Here is a 19,101-nt window from a genome sequence, read left to right as displayed (position 1 = left end):
AATTGGTCTACAGGGCTGCGGGGCCAGTGTGCTAGAGGCTCAGGGCCTTCTTGAGCGGCACAACGCGGCGGCGCGAGACCGGCACGCGTTCGTCGACGCCCGTAATGCCCAGTTGGATAGCGCCCGAGGGCACCGTCTCGACATCTGTGACGCACGCCAAGTTGACGATATAGCGGCGATGAACGCGAAAGAAGCCAAAGTCGCAAAGCTTGGCCTCGAACTGCGCCAACGAAGTCGTCGATAGAAAACGATCATCGACGGTATAGATACAGGAGTAATCGTCCTTGGCCATGATGAAGCGAATGTCATCCACGGGAATGAGGACCTTACGGCCGCCCTTTTCCACCGGAATGCGCTCGATGGTGGCTTTGCTGTCCGTGACGGGCTTGGCGTGTTGCATGACCTTCTCGATCGCGCGATCCAGACGTGCCTCCTCAACCGGCTTCATTAGGTAATCGACGGCATCTACGTCGAACGCCTCGACGGCATGATCGCTATACGCGGTCACAAACACAATCGCCGGCGGATTCTTAAGCTTATGTAGCGCCTCGGCAAGCTGCAGACCAGAAGCGCCGGGCATCGAGATATCGAGAAAGACGACATCGACGCGGCTTTCCATCAGCATCTCAATGGCGGAGCGGACGCTCGACGCCTCAGTGATCGTGCCGATCTTGCCCGTCTGCTCGAGCAAGAAGCGAAGTTCCGAACGGGCCGGGGCCTCATCATCCACAATCATCGCACGCAGCATAGGGATTAAACCTTTCGTCAACAAACTACGCTGGGCATCCGCCGCTTGGCGTTGAGCCCATAGCCTTTTATTTTACTCTTGAATGTCAAAGATGCTCTCTGACAAATCAAGATGCAGGAGCACTTTGGTGCCCTTGCCCGGCGCCGATTCGACGCGCGTATAAGAGTGCGGTCCATAAAAGCGATGGATGCGCTCAGAAATATTGTGCATGGCCACGCCGGCGCCGCCGCCTTGCGGGGAACTGGCATCGGGGCGGGCGGAGCGCTCATCAAACAGCCTGGCGGCGGTGCCCTCGTCCATGCCCACGCCGTTGTCGGCCACGGCAATCAGGATTGCGTCGTCGCCGTCTTGATGGACGGTCACATCGATCTGCAGGGCATCGCCATCGCCCATGCCATGCCGCACGGCGTTCTCGACAATGGGCTGGATTACAAAGGCCGGGACCAACGTGTCCTCGACATCTTCGGAGACATCGAAGGTCGCCAGTACGCGGTCCTCGCCAAAGCGCGCCTTCTCAAACGTCAGGTAGCGCTTGGTCTGGGCAACCTCGCGCGAGACCGGGATAAGCGACCCCGAGTTGTCGAGCGTGGCGCGATAGAACGAGGAAAACTCGCGCAGCAGCTCGCGGGCACGCAGCGGGTCGGTACGCGTAAACGACGCGATGGTGTTGAGCGTGTTGAACAGAAAGTGCGGGTTGATCTGCGCCTGCAGGGCACGCACCTCGGCACGGGCCGTCAGTTCCTTTTGCACCTCGAGCTCGTGGATGGCGAGCTGCGTGGACAGGATCTCGGCAAAACCCGAGGCGAGCGCATACTGGGTACGGTCGACGGCACGCGGGGTCTTGTAGTAGAACTTGAGCGTGCCGACGGTGCGGTCGCCCACCTTGATGGGCGCGATGATGCCGGCGGGAACATGGTTGTGCGAGCCATCCGAACCCACCACGTCCACCACGCGGTTGAACGACTGCACGATGCCGTGCTCAATGACGTAGCGCGTGGCGAGCGTATGGATGGGCGAATCGGGCAGCAGCTTTTCCTCGAACTCGCCCGCGCAGGCCAGCACGTTGCTCTCATCGGTGATGGCAACGGTCATGGCACGTGTCTCGGGCAGAATACGCCGGCACACCAAAAGCGCCGATTCCTGCGTCAGGCCGCCCTTAATGTCCTCGAGCATGGCCGAGGCAACCGAGAGCGTCTCCTCGGTGTACTGGGAGCGTACCGAATCGGGGTTGAGCGTCAAATAGATAAAGATGCACAGGAAGATACACAGCAGCGCACAGGCGATCACCGTGGCAATCGGCTCAATGCCAGTCGCCAGGGCAAAGATAAAGTACACCAACACGCAAACGGCGCAGACAACGGCGATGATGCGAAAGATTGAAATTGAATTATCGCGCTGGGCGCGGCGGTCGATCATTCAGCCCCCTCCAGGATGCTAATCAGTTGTGCGTCGCGCCAAAGTTCATCCATGATCTTGGGCCAGAAACTCTGAAAACGCAGGTAGCTTGCGGCGTTTTGGCGGGCATAGGTCTTGGCCTCGTCAATACCATGACGCCAGATGCGCAGATACCCCTCGTGCTCGCGGGTAAACATGCTGCGAACCATGGCGGTCTTGCGCACGCGGTCGTCGAGCTCGCGCGAGATCCACGGACCCGGATAGGGCATGAGTGATGCGGCCGTAACCGGAATGAGCTCCTTTTGGTGCGCAGCGAACGTCAGCTTGGCCCGCTCGTAGTACCAACGGTACACGTCCTGCATAAAGCGCGGCGAGCGCTTCTCGGACTCGGGCGGCAGGTGGCGCACGGTCCACTCGTTATCGAACCACACGTCGTAGCCGAACATGCGCATGTTAAACAGGTAGTCCAGATCCTCGCCGCGGGTGATAAACGGGTCGAAGGCCACGCGTGTAAAGGCGCGGGCGTGCAGGGCCATCAGGCCGCCGCATACGTAATTGGAGCGCGAGATGCGGGTGCCCGAGAGCGCCTTTTTCATCCAGCGATTGAACTCGATACGCTTGGTCCACCAGCGATGGCAAATGCCCGCTTTGTCCGTGGGAGCCAGCGGCGACCCGTCGCGATCGTAAAAGTATCCGCTCTTGACTAAAATCGGCAGGCCCTGACGTGTCTGTTGACCCAGTGCATAGGTCGCACGCTTCATAAAGTCGGCATCGATGACGGTCTCGTCGTCATCCAAAAACACAACCGCGTCGTGCCCCAGCACCGCCGCGCAGGCAAGACCCATGTTGCGGATGGCGCCGTAGCCGCGCAGGCTCACGCACTCGCCCGAACCTTTGGGCGCAATCTGTGCCACGCGGTCGGCAACACGCGAAGCCTGAGTATTGGTAACGATGGTGACCTTAAGTGAGGGATGCGCATTAACGATTTCGTGCACGCGATGGGATACGTCGGACGTGGCAGAAACCGGACAGACCACCAAGAGAATGATGCGCGGAATGTCGCGCACCTGTTCGAGCGAAGTCAGGCAGCGATCGAGTTCCGGGTTGGCGGCATTGAGCGACGTCGAGTGATCGTAGGTGCCGGGAGCGTTTGCTTGGGTATCATCGCCTGCCCAATATGTTGGGATCACAACCGTGGCGTTCATACCTTTGCCCTCCTTGCAACACAAAAACGGGGCGCCGCCAAACACAGGCGACGCCCCGCGACCTAGCTGTTTCCATCATACCCACTTGGGCTAAACATTGTTCGGAAGTCAGAATGATTTATGCGGCTACTTCCAAAAGAGTACTGCAGATAGGCACAATTGCAGTACTGAGCCCGGTTGCCTTACGCCGCCGCCTGAGCCATGCGGGACAGACGGACCAGCAGCACAAAGCCAACAACCAGCAGAACACCAATAGAAAGGACGCCCAACGACGGGTTGCCGGTCAGCGAGGTGACAACCGACACCAGGAAGGTGCCCATCACGCTTGCGTAGCGGCCAAAGATATCAAAGAAGCCGTAGTACTCGTTGGACTTTTCCTTGGGGATGATGCGGCCAAAATAGCTGCGGCTCAGCGCCTGCACGCCGCCTTGGAACAGGCCAACCAAAATAGCGAGCACCCAAAACTCAAAGGCGGTCTTGAGGAAAAACGCGGCAAAGAGCACGATGCCCATGTAGGCGGCGACGGCCACCATGATCATGTTGAGCGTGCCCACGCGACCGGCGAGCTTGCCGTAGATGATGGCGGACGGGAAAGCGACGAACTGCGTAACGAGCAGCGCCAGCACCAGCTGGGTCGAATCGATGCCCAAAGCCGAGCCGTAGCTGGTTGCCATGGAGATGACCGTATGGACACCATCGATGTAGAAGAAGAACGCGATCATGTAGACCAGCACGGTCTTGTTGTGGGCGATCTCGCGCATGGTGTGTCCGACCTCGGAGAACACGCCGCCCACGATGTGGCCGATGGTGTCCTCGGGACCGCGCTCGCGACCGTACTTTTGCTTATAGGTGCGAATGAGCGGCAGGGTAAAGATGAGCCACCAGGCACCGGTGATGACAAACGACAGACGCGTTGCCAGCATGGTGGGGACGCCAAGAGCGGGGCCACCCATGATAAGCGCCAGGCAGATGATGAACGGCACGGTGGAACCGATGTAGCCCCAGGCATAGCCCGAGCTGGACACGGCATCCATGCGCTCGTCGGTGGTAATGTCGGGCAGCATAGCGTCGTAGAACGTCATAGAAGAGTTAAGGCCGATGGTGCACAGCACGTACACGGTCAAAAATGCCATGGCGGACATGGGGATAGCCTGCGCCAGGCAAAGAACCAGGCCCGTGAGGAAGAAGCCCAAGAAGAACTTGATCTTGTTGCCGGCGTAATCGGCAAGCGCGCCCAGAATGGGCATGAGCATGGCAATGACCAGCGAGGCAATCGTCTGCGCGTTGCCCCAAGCGACCACCAGGTCTGCCGAGGAAGCACCGGTATTGATGGCGTTAAAGTAGATGGGCACCACCGAGGTATTGAGCAGCACGAGGGCCGAGTTGCCCACATCGTACATAACCCAGTTACGCTCGAGCTTGGTGTATTTCATGGACAGGGCCCCTTCGTATTCGCCCGATATGCAGTTAGTTCATCGTACCCCAATTGCCCAGAGGCGCCGGTAAGGATTCGGCAAAGGGGCACGCACGAGCCCTACTCCTCGCGGTCGAACTCTTCGTCGGCGCCGAGCACGCGACCGCTGTAATTGACGTGGTTGGTCACGGCTTCCATATCGCCGGTCTCGATAAAGCGGGCGACGGTGAGCTCGTAATCGAGCAGTGCGCGGTCAAAGACCTCGGGGAAGCTCTCGGTCGAGATTTCATCGGTAAAGGGGCTTTTCCATGCCAAGTGGCCCAGGTTGCCGGTACGCTCGGGCAGCTCGGTCGTCACGCGGTGCGCAAGGCCGTCGAGCAGCGAATAATCGTGCACCAAGCCCTCGAGCAGGGCAATCGCGCGCGTCTTGGCCGAACCGGCCGGCTCGATAGTGCGGTAGAGCAGCTGCATGTCGTCTACGGCGCCGCCGTACTCCCCCACCGGGATATCGATGCCGTACACGCGTCCGGCAACATAGCTCATCAGCACGCCGGCAACGCGATTGATGCGGTCGGTAGTGACGATCTCGCCCGCCGGCGGATAATCCTCGACCGTTGCCCCATCGCGCTTGAGCTGCAGCATCAGCACGTCCAGGTCGCTTTCGAGCACGGCATGAACTTGACTGCCCGAAGCCTCGAGCTCGGGATCGGACTCGACAATGCCAAACTGCTGCTCGTAGACAAAGGGATGGGCATTGCGATCGAGCACATAGTGCGACAGCAGGCCCAGCGCAAAGGCGCGACCCAGATTGGCATCGCGCGGCTGCAGGTGTGACACGCCGTCGCGCAGGCACGAGAACTGGCGCGACATGCGCGAGCGGTGCATGACCTGAGCAAGCGACATGCAGTCGGAAATGCGCGGCGTGAGCATGTGAAAGAAGAACGGGTCGGGACCTTGGTTTCCCAGGATAAAGGCGATGCGCTCCTCGTCGGACGTGATAACGCCTCGCGGAAGACGGTCGATGCTTTCCTCGCCAAACAGATGATGCGTAATGAGCGCGGGCATAATAATCCTTTCGATTTCATTCGATGCAATCCATTATGCCCACCGCACAGTCATGCCAAACCTGTAACGGCAAACGATGGCACACCGACCCTTACGCAAGCCCCAAGTGCGATTTGACCTCGGCAGCGCGACGGCGGGACACGGGCACCGTCGAGGTTACGCGATCGAGCCTGAGCTCCATCAGGCCCGTGGAGCCGATCTCGACATTATGTACGTCTTCCAAATTAACCAGATAGCTGCGATGGACGCGGATAAAGCCCTCGGAGGCCAGGCGACGCTCGAGCGAGGAAATCGACTCATTGATCAGATACGTCCCCTCGGCGCAGACGGCGTTGCAAAAATCGGCGCGCGCCTCAAAGTAGCAGACATCCGCCACGGGAATGAACACCTTTTTGCCCCCGCGATCCACCGTCAGGCGCAAAGGCTGGCGCGGAGCATGGACGACACGGCGAGCGCCCAGGGCAGTCTCGATCTTGTCGAGCGCCTTTGACAGGCGGGCATCCTCGACCGGTTTGACGATGTAATCGACCGCATCGAGGTTATAGGCATCGGCCGCATACTCGGCAAATGCCGTCACAAACACCACGACCGGCGGCGTCTTTAGGTTCTGCAGCGTCTCGGCAAGCTCAATTCCCGAGCGACCGGGCATGGTAATGTCTAAAAACAGCACGTCGGGCTTGTTCGACAGAATCGACTCCACGGCTTCGGTGACATTGCCCGCCTCGGCAATCTGACCTACACGCGTATCCTTTTCCAACAGATAGCGTAGCTCAGCCCTAATGGGAGGCTCGTCATCAACCACCAGGATGTTCCAGCCTTCGGACATATGCGCTTCCCCTCTTTTTCTCTCAATCCAACCGCGTGCTACACCGTTAGCGGCGCTGGCTCATGCGGCTCGCCGTTCAGCTCGACGATGACCTGCGTTCCCACGCCCTCCTGGGACTTCACGCGCATGCCAGAATCTTCTCCGTAAAAGAAATGGATGCGCTGAAGCACGTTGAAGAGCGCCAGGCCGCAACCTCGCTTGATGGAGCCGTCGGCGGTAATGCTCTCGGGCTCCTCTCGGCGATGCTGCTCAAACAGATGCGCGCAGACTTCTTCGCTCATACCGATGCCGTCATCTTCGACGATGATCTCCAAGCCGTCATCGGTCTCAAAAGCCCTAACACGAATAGAAAGCGGCTCGGTCTCGCGCTGCGCATGCTTGATGCAGTTTTCGAGCAGCGGCTGCAAGATAAACGGCGGTACCAGGCTGTCGCGCACCTCAAAGTCGATGTCGACCGAAACGCGCAGACGGCCGTCGCCATACCGGGCCTGCATAAGATTGATATAACGAGTGCCCTGTTCCACCTCGTGCTCGAGCGTGGTGAGCGTATCGGAATCAGAAAGCGTCTGACGATAGTAGTTGGAAAAGTCGATCAACAGCGATCGCGCCTTGTCGGGCTCGGTTCGAACGAGCGACACGATCGTGCTAATGGTATTGAATAGAAAATGAGGATCGACCTGTGATTGCAAGGCACGCAGCTCCACGCGGGCCGTAAGCTCGTCCTGGCGCTCGAGCTCAAAGCTGGCGAGCTGCGTGGAAATGAGATCGGCAAAGCCCGAGGCCAACGCCGTCTGGCGCATATCGATGCTGCTCAGGCGGGGATAGTACAGCTCGAGTGTGCCCACGCAATGCCCGCGCACGGTAAGCGGCGCGACAATGCCGGCGCGCAGACGGGGAAAATAACCGCCCGTCTCATTGGAGGTGTCACGCGAAAACACACTCTGCTCGCCCGTCTCAATCACACTGAGCGTGGTCTTGAGCACGACCGGGGTGCCGGCAGGGCACTTTGCCGAGTCCTCGCCCCAGCTTGCCAACACCTGTTTGCCATCGGTAAAGCAGATGGCAGAGGCGATGGTCTCGGACAGGATGATTTTAGAGGCGCCCAAGGCCGCTTCGGGCGTAAGGCCGCGCGACGTGTAGGCGAATATTTTTGATGCGATGGCGAGCGTACGGTCGGTTGCACTCGATGTGAGGTCGTCGGGGACCACAAAGACATACGAGAAAAAGAAGCACAGCATGACCATGCCGGCAATAACGACAACGCCCGGAACGGGATTGGGGTTATCGGTTAAATCCCAGATAAGCAGCAGGATAAGCGCCGGAACGACAACACCGAGCAGGATGGCCTGGACCACATGCTGGGCCGTACGAAAGACCTTGGTAGAGTTGTAGCTCTTGCCCAGAATCAGCCTGTTTAAATCCACCGTCATCCCCTTTTATCTATCGCACCCATAGCAATAAAGAGGGCCGCAAGCGACCCTCTCCATTGCATTATGCAATCAAATACTGTGTTTTACATCCAGTCGTCGATGAACGGTAGTTTAGGCGCTGTATTTGTTGGCCTCGCCAAAGGTGCCCGCCTCGACGATCCAGCCGTCCTTCATGATGACGTCCATGTTGTCGGTGTTGAGCACGTGGATGTCGGCGGCGACGTCACCGTTGACGACCAGCAGGTCGGCGCACTTGCCGGCCTCGATGGAACCGGTCTCGTCCTCGATGTGGCACATCTTGGCACCGTTGAGGGTGGCGCAGGTGATGGTCTCGACCGGGGTGAAGCCGATCTTGTCGACGAACTCGTACATCTCCTCGATGGAGCAGGTGCCGTACGGGGTGACGAAGGAGAAGGAGTCGGAGCCGATCGTCATGACGACGCCGCGCTTCTTGGCCTCGCGCAGGCAGTCGTAGTTGCGCTGCAGCTCCTTCTCGACCAGGGTGCCCTCGTACTTGTCGTGCAGCTCGGGGACGTAGACGGGCGGATAGGTGGCGTACCAGGTGGGCAGGAAGGCGATCGTCGGGGTGAAGAAGGTGCCCTGCTCGGCCATGAGGTCCATGGTGCGCTCATCGATATCGAAGCCGTGAATCAGCTGCTCGCAGCCAAAGCGAACGGAATCGTAGGCAGCGGCGTGGTTGTTGTAGCAGTGGCTCCACACGGGGATGCCGACCATCTTTGCCTCTTCGACTACGGCCTGGATCTCCTCGGAGCAATAGTGCTGGTCGCGACCGGAGTCCCAGCGCCAGATGCCGCCACCGGTAGCCCAGATCTTGATGGCATCGGGGTTCTCGCGCAGGCGACGACGGACGGCCTTGCGCAGATCCCAAGGACCGTCGACCTGGTCGCCCCAGGGATGGGATTCCTTGTTGAGCTCCTGGGTGCAGTGGTGGGAGTCACCGTGGCCGGCAACGCGGCAGAAGCCGAGGCCGGTGGCCAGAACGCGCGGGCCCTTAAAGACGCCCTTGTCGATGCAGTCACGGATCTGGATACCAAAGCGGCCGATCTCGCAGACAGTGGTGAGGCCGTGAGTGAGGCAGTCGTAGGCCTGCTTGACGGCGACGGCCTGCTTCTCGAGGAGCGGCTGCATGACCCAATCGGTATCATCGTCGGTCAGGTTGCCCGAGAAGTGCAGATGGGTGTCGATCAGGCCGGGAAGGACGGTCTTGCCGGCGGCGTCGATGACCTCAACGCCCTCGGGAAGGTCCTGCATAGTGCCGGCGTACTCGATCTTGCCGTTGTCGTCGACGAGAACGAGGGAGTTCTCGACCGGCTCGGCACCGGTACCGTCGATGAGCTTGCCGCCAACGATTGCATACTTAGTGGACATGGTTCCTCCTTATGGATCCATATAGTGGGCGAGGCCGTGTTGGGTTAAGGCCTCACAAAGCTACCCAAGTGGTGCCGGGTTCGGTGCGCGGGAGAGAGGGCCCCACGCACCCGATCCGCCCCGGCTAGGCGTTACTTTTTGCGGGAATTGGTGAAAGCCATGAGGGCCAGGCCAATAGCCAACCAGCCGATCACGATGCTCCACTCCACCATGTTGAGGGAGGCGGGAGAGAACGGAATCACGAGCAGGCCGATGATGATGGCGCAGGCAGCGATAGCGAGGCCGATGCCAAACTTGCCGCCGGGCACCTCGTAGGGACGAGGCAGGTCGGGCTCGGTGAAGCGCATGCGCAGGCAGGCGAGGGCGACCATACCGCAGGAGAAAATGAAGGCGAGAGCCGACACGTTGGTCAGAGGGATGAGCATGTTCTTGCCCAGGAACGGACCGATGACGGTGATAACGCCCAGAACGACGCAGGCGAGCTTGGGAGCGCCGGACTTGGGGTCGACCTCGGCGAACTTCTCGGGCAGTTGGCCCTTGCGGCCCATGGCGAGCATGATGCGGCTCGTGGCGCCGTAGAAGGAGTTCATCGGGCCCATGGGTCCAAGCGTGGCGATGACGAGCATGGCCAGGTACAGAAGCATGTTGATGCCCTTGAGGCAGGCAAGCGCGGGAACCGGGCTCTTAACAAACTCATGCCAGTCGAGGATGGTGCCGAACGAGTAGATGCAGACCATGTAGAAGCCGCCGGCGGCCAGCAGGGCCAGGGAGATGATCTTGCCGAACTTGTTCCAGTTGAGGCCCTCGGCTGCTTCCTCAGCCTGCTGAGGAATGGTGTCGAAACCGGCATAGAAGAACGGAGTCAGAACCAGGACCGACACGATGCCGGCGAACAGGCTGGCGCCCTCGGTAGCGGCCTTGCCGCCGCCAGCGCCGGTGACCCGGGAGAACACGGGCATGGCGTTGTCCGGCGAGCCGGTGAACAGCGAGACGCCCATGGCGAGCAGCATGCCGCAGAGCAGGGCCTTGGTCAGGAAGGCCTGGAGCTTGGCGGCCGAGCTGGCACCGCGGAAGTTGAGGAAGATGACGTAGGCTGCAAAGCCGAGCGCGATCAGCGTCGGGAACAGGTAAACGTCGGCGCCCAGGATGGTGTAGAGCTTGACGGCGCGCAGCCACTCAAGACCAGGCAGGCTGCCGAACATCTCGGACACGAGGGTCGAAATGGCGATGGCCTCCCACGGGCACAGGATACCGTTGCCCAGAGCCAAAAGCCATCCGGTGATGTAGCTCAGCGTACGGCCAAAGCTACGATCGACATACTCGACGATGCCGCCCGAGATGGGGATAGCAGCCGTGAGCTCACCGAAAACAGCTCCGACGGGCACGAGGAAGATTGCACCCAAGAGGAATGCGATCATAGCGGGAACGGGACCGCCGCCCACGACCATCCAGTCGCCGACCTGCAGAACCCAACCGGTACCGATAATGGCACCGAAACCGATGGTGAAGAAGTTCCAGAGCGAAAGCGTTTTCTTCATATCGCCGTTATCCTCGACTGCAACTTCTGCATTCTTGTCCGCCATTGTTCCCCTCCTTTCCTTTTTGACGCCCCTTGACGTCACCCCTTGCGCGGTCTGTTTTGCCGCGCGCTTTTATTCCATGGCTTTAAGATACGGCCTTGGCGCAGCAGCTCCGCTCGCAGCTCGACCGAAGGCAGAACTGCAAAACGAGCGGCACCGTTTTTGGGACGAACGGCGGGAGACGTCATTCGTCTTGGACGCTTTCATCTTGTCTGCTTTTGAAGACCTGTTGCCGTGACGCTTGGCGCGCGGCGCGGCAACGTTCATACCATTTGTCAGGCTTTTGGCGCACATACCCATGTGTCGTGCATCTTTTTATGTAGGATAGACAAGTTACACATGAGGCAAGGTGATTCGAATGGCATACGGATACAATGACGGCGACCAACGGCCACAAAGCGTGCGCCTTGCCGGCCGCACCACGCCAACGCCCAGAAGCACCTCCGACAACGACAACCCGCAGCGCCCCCAAGAGCAGCCCGGGGCTTCTTCGCGGCAGCAAAGCCGTACCGTGCAGCAGTCAGACCGCGTGAGTACGAGCACACGCCAACGTCAGACCGACACATCGCAGCCACGCCGCTACGATCGCCGTAAGACCGACTACTACGTCAAGCGTTCCTTTTCGCGACCTCAACGCGATCGCGGCAATTCCTCCCCTCACCCCGCGTCGCACACCACAAGCCACGCGCTTCCGGCCCGCCGCCTACGCCTTGCGCTTTGCTCCATCGCCGCCTGCCTCGTCTTTGTGTTTTTGGGATCCTGTATCTCCCACGGATCAGCCGGTCTTGAGCCCACTGCCGAGGACAAGCTGCTTAAAGCTCCCGTCGCGCCCGGTTACTCCTTTGCGTTCTCGACCCCACGCTCGCAATGGGAGGCCGGCACCATGCCCCACATCTACCAAATTGACCCCGCATGGTCGGAGCTGCCCTATGCCGGTGGCACTATTCGCGAAAACGCTTGCGGTCCTACCTGCCTCACCATGGTCTATATCTTTAAGACCGGCCATACCGATAAGACGCCGGTCGATATATGCGCGCTGGCCGAAGCCGGCAACTACGCCCCCACTGGTGCCACCGAGTGGTCGTTTATGACAGGCGGTGCGTGGCAGCTGGGGCTCAACGGAACACAGCTCTATAACGATCGCGAATCGATTACTCAAGCACTTCGCTCGGGTGCGCCCGTCATCGCCGCAGTGCGCCCCGGTACGTTTACCAACGTAGGCCACTACATCGTGCTCTACGGCATCGACGATGCCGACCAGATTGGCGTCTACGACCCCAACTCGGCCAGCCGCAGCGCCCGTCGCTGGGGCGTCGTAGAGGTCCTCAACGAAGTCGAAGCCATGTGGGCCTACTACTAGTCATTGGGGACAGACTTAAATGAGTGGTCATTGGGGACGCTCTTGTTTGACTAGTCATTTAAGAACGTCCCCAATGACTAGGTGAATAGCAAAAGCCCCGCAGTCGGAGCGGACTGCGGGGCTCATGAAGAGAGGCTAGTTTGCGGGCGCTTTGCCTGGCGCCCACGAGAGAGGCAACAGAGTAGAGACTACTCGTGGATGCGGGTACCGGAGAGGCCAGCCATGGTCTCGGCGGCCTTGTCCAGAGCGCCGATGATGCAGGTGCGGCCCTTGCGGGAACGGGCGAACTTGATGGCAGCGCGGACCTTGGGCTCCATGGAACCCTTGCCGAACTGGCCCTCGTCGGCCAGGCGCTCGGCCTCGTCGGCGGTAATGTCCTCGAGCTCCTCCTGGTTGGGCTTGCCAAAGTTGATGGCGACATGCTCAACGGCGGTCAGCAGGAACAGAACGTCGGCGTCGCAGTCCTCGGCCAGCAGCTCGCCGCCCAGGTCCTTGTCGATGACGGCGGGAACGCCCTTGTAGCAGCCCTTGTTCTCGTAGTCGCGGACGACGGGGATGCCGCCGCCACCGCAGGCGATGACGATGAACTCGTTGTCGAGCAGGTTGAGGATGGAGTCGGCCTCGACGATCTTCTTGGGATCGGGGGAAGCGACGACGCGACGCCAGCCGCGGCCGGAATCCTCGACGAAGACCTTGGAGGGGTCCTCGGCCATGAACTCCTTGGCCTGCTCCTCGGTGTAGAAGGGACCGATCGGCTTGGTCGGGTTCTTGAACGCGGGATCGTCCGGGTCGCACTCGATCTGGGTGACGACGGTTGCGGCGTGCCAACGCTTATAGCGCTTGTGCATCTCGCGGCCGATGCCCTGCTGCAGGTGATAACCAATGTAGCCCTGGGACATAGCGCCGCACTCGGGCAGCGGCATCTCGGGGGTACCGATGGCATCGTGGGCAGCGGCGAAGGCGTTCTGGATCATGCCGACCTGCGGGCCGTTGCCGTGGGTGATGATGATCTCATTGCCTTGCTCGATGAGACCGAGGAGAGCGTGGGCGGTGTTGCTCACGGCCTCGATCTGCTCGACGGGGTTGTTGCCGAGGGCGTTGCCGCCAAGGGCGACGACAATACGATCGGGCTTGCCAAGAGGCTTAGACATTGCTGGAATCCTTTCTGTAAAAGGCCTACAACCCATTAATAACCCGCGTCCGTGCGATACGCGAGTTTATTAAGGTTTATATTCTCTTTATCGCTCATTTTATTCATTTTGAAAATAGCGGAACGGTGAACGGTCGTTTTTGTCCGCTCAGCGTACAGAACTCCAGCTCAGACATATCTACGTAATTTACGTGCGACTTTATTTAAATGAAGCGAGGATTATGTCGGATTATGCAAACTACATCTCTGCTAAACACAAAACGGACAGCGCAATATCTTACTCGCGCTATACGAGATTCTATGCACTTATAAGTCGAGTATGCACCCCTGCAAAAACAAGGGGCTTTTCATCCAGCAAAAGGAATAAAGAAGCGCTCCGAAAAGGCGGCAACAGCCAAGTCCCCCATCCATCCCCAAAGTGGCGCGAGGTTTCGCGGCAAAGCCGCGAAACAGCGAAAGGGACGGAATACCCGGCCAACTACGTCCTTCATCCGCCCACACAATCTGAGGACGTAGTCGTAGCAGGATCTGAGGGCTGACCTTCGCGGACACTCCGCAGGACGAAAGAACCCCCGCCGCACATAATGCGCAGCGGGGGTTCTTTCATGTCCGAGGACGTCCGCGAAGGTCAGCCCTCAGATCCTGCGGTGGGAGACCTAGGCCTCGTTATACACCGTTTTGAGCTTCAGCAGGTGCTGATAGCGGTCCATAGCAGCCTGCTCATTCTCCTTGAAGAGCTCCTCGGCGCGCTCGGGGAAGGAACGCGTCAGCGAAGCGTAACGGGCCTCGTTCATCAGGAACTCCTGATAACCGCCCGCGGGCTCCTTGGAATCGAGCGAGAACTTCTTGCCGGCAGCAGCCTCGGGGTTGAAGCGGAAGAGGTTCCAGTAACCGCACTCGACAGCCTTCTTCATCTCGGCCTGGCAGTTCTGCATGCCACCCTTCTTGATGGAGTGCATCTCGCAGGGGCTGTAGCCGATGATGAGGGACGGGCCGTCGTAGGCCTCGGCCTCGTGAATGGCCTTGAGGGTCTGAGCCGGGTTGGCGCCCATGGCGACCTGCGCCACGTAGACGTAGCCGTAGCTCATGGCGATCTCGGCCAGGGACTTCTTCTTGGTCACCTTACCGGCAGCGGCGAACTGAGCGACCTGGCCCAGGTTCGAGGCCTTGGAGGCCTGACCGCCGGTGTTGGAGTAGACCTCGGTGTCGAAGACGAAGACGTTGACGTTGTGGCCGGAAGCCAAGACGTGGTCCAGGCCACCGAAGCCGATGTCGTAGGCCCAGCCGTCGCCGCCGAAGATCCAGAAGGACTTCTTGGTGAGGTAAGCCTTGTCAGCGAGGATCGCCTTGGAAGCGTCGCAGCCGCACTTCTCGAGCTCGGCAACGTAGGCAGCAGCAGCGGTCTTGGAGGCCTCGGCGTCGTTGACGGAGTCGATCCAAGCCTGGCCGGCGGCCTTGAGCTCATCGGACGGACCATCGGCAGCGATGATGTCCTGGGTAGCGGCGATCAGCTTCTTCTGGACGGCCTCGTAACCGACGGCCATGCCCAGACCGTGCTCGGCATTGTCCTCGAACAGGGAGTTGTTCCACGCCGGGCCGTGACCGTCCTTGTCCTTGCAGTAAGGAGCGGTGGCAGCGGGGTTGCCCCAAATGGAGGAGCAGCCGGTGGCGTTGGAGATGAACATGCGGTCGCCGGCAACCTGGGTCACCAGACGTGCATAGGCGGTCTCGGCGCAGCCGGCGCAGGAGCCGGAGAACTCCAGGTAGGGCTGCTTAAACTGGCTGCCCTTGACGTTGGCCGCGATGAGCTCCTTCTTCTCGGAGACGTTCTCGACCATGTAGTCCCAAACGGGCTGCTGGTCCATCTCCTGCTCGGTGGGAACCATCTCGAGGGCGCCCTTGGGGCAGACCTTGACGCAGTTGGTGCAACCCATGCAGTCGAGCGGGGACACGGCCATGGTGAACTTCATGCCCTTGGCCTTGGGGCCCATGGCGTCGAGCGTGCGGGTAGCCTCGGGCGCGGCGGCGGCCTCGTCCTCGGTCATCGCGAACGGACGGATGGTGGCATGCGGGCACACATAGGCGCACTGGTTGCACTGGATGCACTTGGTCTCGTCCCAGTGGGGAACGACCACGGCGACGCCGCGCTTCTCGTATGCGGAGGCGCCCAGCTCAAACTGGCCGTCAGCGCAATCGACGAAGGCGGAAACAGGCAGGCTGTCGCCATCCATGCGATCGATGGGCTCGAGCAGGTTCTTGACCTGCTGGGCGATGGCGGACTTGGTCTCCTCGGAGAGCTCGACGGGAGCGGCATCCTCGGCGGTAGCCCAGTCGGCCGGAACCTCGAACTTACGGAAGGCGGTAGCGCCGGCATCGATGGCCTTATGGTTGGCGTCGACGATGGCCTGGCCCTTCTTCATGTAGGACTTGGTAGCCGCGTCCTTCATGTACTGCAGGGCGTCCTCGGCGGGCAGGACCTTGGCCAGCGCGAAGAAGGCGGACTGGAGCACCGTGTTGGTGCGCTTGCCCATGCCGACCTTGGCGGCCAGGTCGATAGCGTCGATCAGGTAGACGTTGACGTTGTTGTTCGCGATGTAGCGCTTGGCCACGGCGGGCATGTGCTCGGCGAACTCCTCGTCGCTCCACTGGCAGTTGACCAGGAAGGTGCCGCCCGGCTTGACGTCGCGGACCATCTTGAAGCCCTTAACGATGTAGCTGGGGTTATGGCAGGCGACAAAGTCGGCCTTGGTCACGTAGTACGGCGAGCGAATCGGGGAATCACCAAAGCGCAGGTGCGAGACGGTGACGCCGCCGGTCTTCTTGGAGTCGTACTGGAAGTAGGCCTGGACGTACTTGTCGGTGTGGTCGCCGATGATCTTAATCGAGTTCTTGTTGGCGCCGACGGTACCGTCGCCACCCAGACCCCAGAACTTGCACTCGATGGTGCCGGGGGCTGCGGTGTTGGGCGCATCCTCGGCCTCGGGCAGGCTCAGGTTGGTCACGTCATCGACAATGCCGATGGTGAACTCGCGCTTGGGCTCGTCCTTCTTGAGCTCCTCGAAGACAGCGAACGCGGACGCGGGAGGCGTATCCTTGCTGCCCAGGCCATAACGGCCGCCGACGACCTTGATGCCCGTCTTGCCGGCCTCGTAGAGAGCGGAGACGACGTCCTGGTAGAGCGGCTCGCCGATGGAACCCGGCTCCTTGGTGCGGTCCATGACGGCAATCTTCTTGACGGTCTCGGGGAGAACGTCGACAAAGTGCTTGATGGAGAACGGACGGAACAGGCGAACCTTGACCAGGCCGACCTTCTCGCCGTGAGCGTTAAGGTAGTCGATGACTTCCTCGAGCACGTCGCAGAAGGAGCCCATGCACACGACGACGCGATCGGCATCGGGAGCGCCGTAGTAGTTGAACAGGCCGTAATCGGTGCCGAGCTTCTCGTTGATCTTCTTCATGTAGCCCTCGACGACGGCGGGAAGCTCGTCGTAGACCTTGTTGCAGGCCTCGCGGTTCTGGAAGAAGATGTCGCCGTTCTCGTGGCTACCGCGGGTGTGCGGGTGCTCAGGGTTGAGCGCGTGGTCGCGGAAAGCCTGGACAGCGTCCATGTCGCACATCTCGGCCAGATCCTTGTAGTCCCACATGGCGACCTTCTGGATCTCGTGGCTGGTGCGGAAGCCGTCGAAGAAGTTAAGGAACGGAGTCTTGCCCTCGATGGCGGCAAGGTGGGCCACCGGCGAGAGGTCCATGACCTCCTGGACGTTGCCCTCGGCGAGCATGGCGAAGCCGGTCTGACGGCAGGCCATGACGTCGGAGTGATCGCCAAAAATGTTCAGGGCGTGGGAAGCGACGCAACGCGCGGAGACGTGGAAGACGCCCGGGAGCTGCTCGCCCGCGATCTTGTACATGTTCGGGATCATCAGGAGCAGACCCTGAGAAGCCGTGTAGGTGGTGGTCAGAGCACCGGCGCCCAGCGAACCGTGAACGGTACCGGCTGCACCTGCCTCGGACTCCATCTCGACGACCTTGACCGGGGTGCCGAAGATATTCTTGCGACCCTGGGCCGCCCACTGGTCGACATGGTCGGCCATCGGGCTGGACGGCGTAATGGGATAGATTCCCGCTACCTCGGTGTACGCATACGAAACATATGCGGCCGCCTCGTTGCCGTCCATAGACTTAAACTTACGCGCCATATACCCCTCTCCTCTCATATAGGTATACAGGCCCCGGCGATCGCCGGGATGTTGGCGTGATGGGATTTACGCTGTTGCTTCCAATCATCTGGCAGGCAGGCTCAGCAGCAGGTACGTGGCGTGGAGAGAAGACATGCCGAGGCGAGGGCCAGCTGATGCGCCCCACAGACCCGACCGCCCGTCTTGCACATGACCGAGCGCCGCAAAGGCCGCATGCCGGATGCTCCCGGGCACGCCCCGGCGATGGGAAGCGCCCGCAACGGAAATCCGCATGCGGGTTTATTGTACCCCGCCGTCAAGTGTAATTTCGGCAAATATAGGCGGGCGGTAAAGGTTTACCTCAGGTGACTGCCGGGAGCAAAATGATCCCTTGGGGACGGAGGGACCATTTGGCAGGACTGGCTAGAGGGCACCGAAGAGAATGGCGTAGGTAGTGGATTCGCCGAGCTTGAGCTCGTCGCCGGGATTGAGTTGGGCGGAACGGCCGGGCTCGACCTGAATGCAGACGCGCGTGGCCCCGTTTACCACCACGGTTCCGTTGGTGGACGACAAGTCCTCGACGTGCCAGATATTTTGAGCATCGCACCAGATATGGGCATGGCGGGCCGAGACATCGTCGCCGACGTCGGTAATATCGCCCTCACCAGTGGCCAGCGCGCCAATCTCAACACCCTGCTCGCTCGGCTGAATCCAGCGCGGGGCGCTCACGACAAAACTGTTTTGCACGCGCAGCAAGCCCAAGGGGTGCGCCGGGGCGGGTTCGCGTTCGCCCGCGGTCATCGACATGCCAAGCGAACGCGGCGTGGATGTTCCTCCGCCACAGGTCGCGTGCGCGTAGTCGATGGCATAGTTCACCGAGGACCGCACATCCGCCGAACAACCGACAGCGACAAACAGCACCAGCACGGCCTCGGCGCGCTCGGCGGGCATGAGTTCCGCCGCCTGGGACAGGCGATCGAGCGCGTTGCGATAGAGATTCGTGTCCTGGTGGCACTCTTCGAGCGCGCGTACCATCGGTTCACCTGCAGGACCGCACGCCATATTGATCACAGCCGTGGAGTCCATGGGATTTCGCTGGCGCAGGGCCAGTTGCGACATAATACGCGCAGCCGAGGTACCGTATTCGGCAAAGTAGCGCTGCTGAAGCGTGCCGACCGGCGCGCGAACGATAAAGCGGGAAACCCAAGAGCGATCGGCGGCTCGGCTCTGCGGGCTGCGGCCGTCGGCGAGCGGACGGGACGAAAGCACCAGGCCGCACAGCTCGATATGGCTCAGATGCGCCGCGCGCTTAAAGATGTCAAACATGGCCCCGCATGGGGTGAGCTCAACTTGAGATGCCATGA

Annotated in this window: 13 protein-coding genes; 1 reads left to right on the top strand and 12 read right to left on the bottom strand. The window is 60.5% G+C overall.

From position 1 onward, the window contains the following. Window positions 1-31 precede the first annotated feature (31 nt). The 9 genes from FGQ61_RS01755 to FGQ61_RS01715 all read right to left on the bottom strand — a co-directional run bounded on the left by FGQ61_RS01755 (window position 32) and on the right by FGQ61_RS01715 (window position 11,055). Entirely contained in the window at window positions 32-748 is a 717-nt protein-coding gene (locus FGQ61_RS01755; protein WP_118238181.1) for a LytR/AlgR family response regulator transcription factor, read from the bottom strand. 72 nt (window positions 749-820) lie between these two features. Then, window positions 821-2,164 (bottom strand): histidine kinase, encoded by a 1,344-nt coding sequence (locus tag FGQ61_RS01750; protein ID WP_118238179.1) that lies wholly within the window; start codon window positions 2,162-2,164, stop codon window positions 821-823. Then, window positions 2,161-3,348: a glycosyltransferase gene (locus FGQ61_RS01745; RefSeq protein ID WP_138374377.1), complete on the bottom strand. Its 1,188-nt coding sequence runs from the start codon at window positions 3,346-3,348 to the stop codon at window positions 2,161-2,163. Before FGQ61_RS01745 ends, FGQ61_RS01750 begins: the two co-directional genes overlap by 4 nt. Window positions 3,349-3,530: 182 nt before the next feature. Beyond that, window positions 3,531-4,781 carry an MFS transporter gene (locus FGQ61_RS01740; protein ID WP_138374376.1) on the bottom strand — a complete coding sequence of 417 codons (1,251 nt, stop codon included), beginning with the start codon at window positions 4,779-4,781 and terminating at the stop codon, window positions 3,531-3,533. Between the two features lie 101 nt (window positions 4,782-4,882). Further along, complete coding sequence (locus FGQ61_RS01735) at window positions 4,883-5,827, bottom strand: zinc dependent phospholipase C family protein (RefSeq protein WP_138374375.1); 945 nt, start codon at window positions 5,825-5,827, stop codon at window positions 4,883-4,885. Window positions 5,828-5,918: 91 nt separating this feature from the next. Then, the gene (locus FGQ61_RS01730) at window positions 5,919-6,653 is read right to left on the bottom strand and encodes a LytR/AlgR family response regulator transcription factor (RefSeq protein WP_138374374.1); all 735 of its coding nucleotides are present in this window, start codon (window positions 6,651-6,653) and stop codon (window positions 5,919-5,921) included. 38 nt (window positions 6,654-6,691) lie between these two features. Next, on the bottom strand, window positions 6,692-8,077 hold the full coding sequence (locus tag FGQ61_RS01725; RefSeq protein ID WP_249360912.1) for a histidine kinase: 1,386 nt from the start codon (window positions 8,075-8,077) through the stop codon (window positions 6,692-6,694). Window positions 8,078-8,194: 117 nt separating this feature from the next. Next, window positions 8,195-9,472: a metal-dependent hydrolase family protein gene (locus FGQ61_RS01720; RefSeq protein ID WP_055310078.1), complete on the bottom strand. Its 1,278-nt coding sequence runs from the start codon at window positions 9,470-9,472 to the stop codon at window positions 8,195-8,197. A 131-nt stretch (window positions 9,473-9,603) separates the two neighbouring features. Continuing rightward, the gene (locus FGQ61_RS01715; RefSeq protein ID WP_138374372.1) at window positions 9,604-11,055 is read right to left on the bottom strand and encodes an APC family permease; all 1,452 of its coding nucleotides are present in this window, start codon (window positions 11,053-11,055) and stop codon (window positions 9,604-9,606) included. A 355-nt stretch (window positions 11,056-11,410) separates the two neighbouring features. Between FGQ61_RS01715 and FGQ61_RS09615 the strand changes: the two genes are divergently transcribed. After that, window positions 11,411-12,412 carry a C39 family peptidase gene (locus FGQ61_RS09615; RefSeq protein ID WP_212745426.1) on the top strand — a complete coding sequence of 334 codons (1,002 nt, stop codon included), beginning with the start codon at window positions 11,411-11,413 and terminating at the stop codon, window positions 12,410-12,412. A 188-nt stretch (window positions 12,413-12,600) separates the two neighbouring features. Here the strand turns inward: FGQ61_RS09615 and arcC are convergent, their stop codons facing one another. From arcC to FGQ61_RS01695, 3 genes are all read right to left on the bottom strand, one after another. Then, complete coding sequence (gene arcC / locus FGQ61_RS01705; protein ID WP_055310076.1) at window positions 12,601-13,563, bottom strand: carbamate kinase; 963 nt, start codon at window positions 13,561-13,563, stop codon at window positions 12,601-12,603. 655 nt (window positions 13,564-14,218) lie between these two features. After that, entirely contained in the window at window positions 14,219-17,758 is a 3,540-nt protein-coding gene (nifJ, locus tag FGQ61_RS01700) for a pyruvate:ferredoxin (flavodoxin) oxidoreductase (RefSeq protein WP_138374371.1), read from the bottom strand. Window positions 17,759-18,160: 402 nt separating this feature from the next. Then, window positions 18,161-19,099: an FHA domain-containing protein gene (locus FGQ61_RS01695; protein WP_138374370.1), complete on the bottom strand. Its 939-nt coding sequence runs from the start codon at window positions 19,097-19,099 to the stop codon at window positions 18,161-18,163. Window positions 19,100-19,101: the final 2 nt, after the last annotated feature.

Origin of the sequence: Collinsella aerofaciens (assembly GCF_005844325.1) — a bacterium.
Taxonomy (GTDB): domain Bacteria; phylum Actinomycetota; class Coriobacteriia; order Coriobacteriales; family Coriobacteriaceae; genus Collinsella; species Collinsella aerofaciens_G.
The sequence above is the reverse complement of the archived record's forward strand: the minus strand, read 5'-3'. Positions and strand labels throughout refer to the sequence as shown.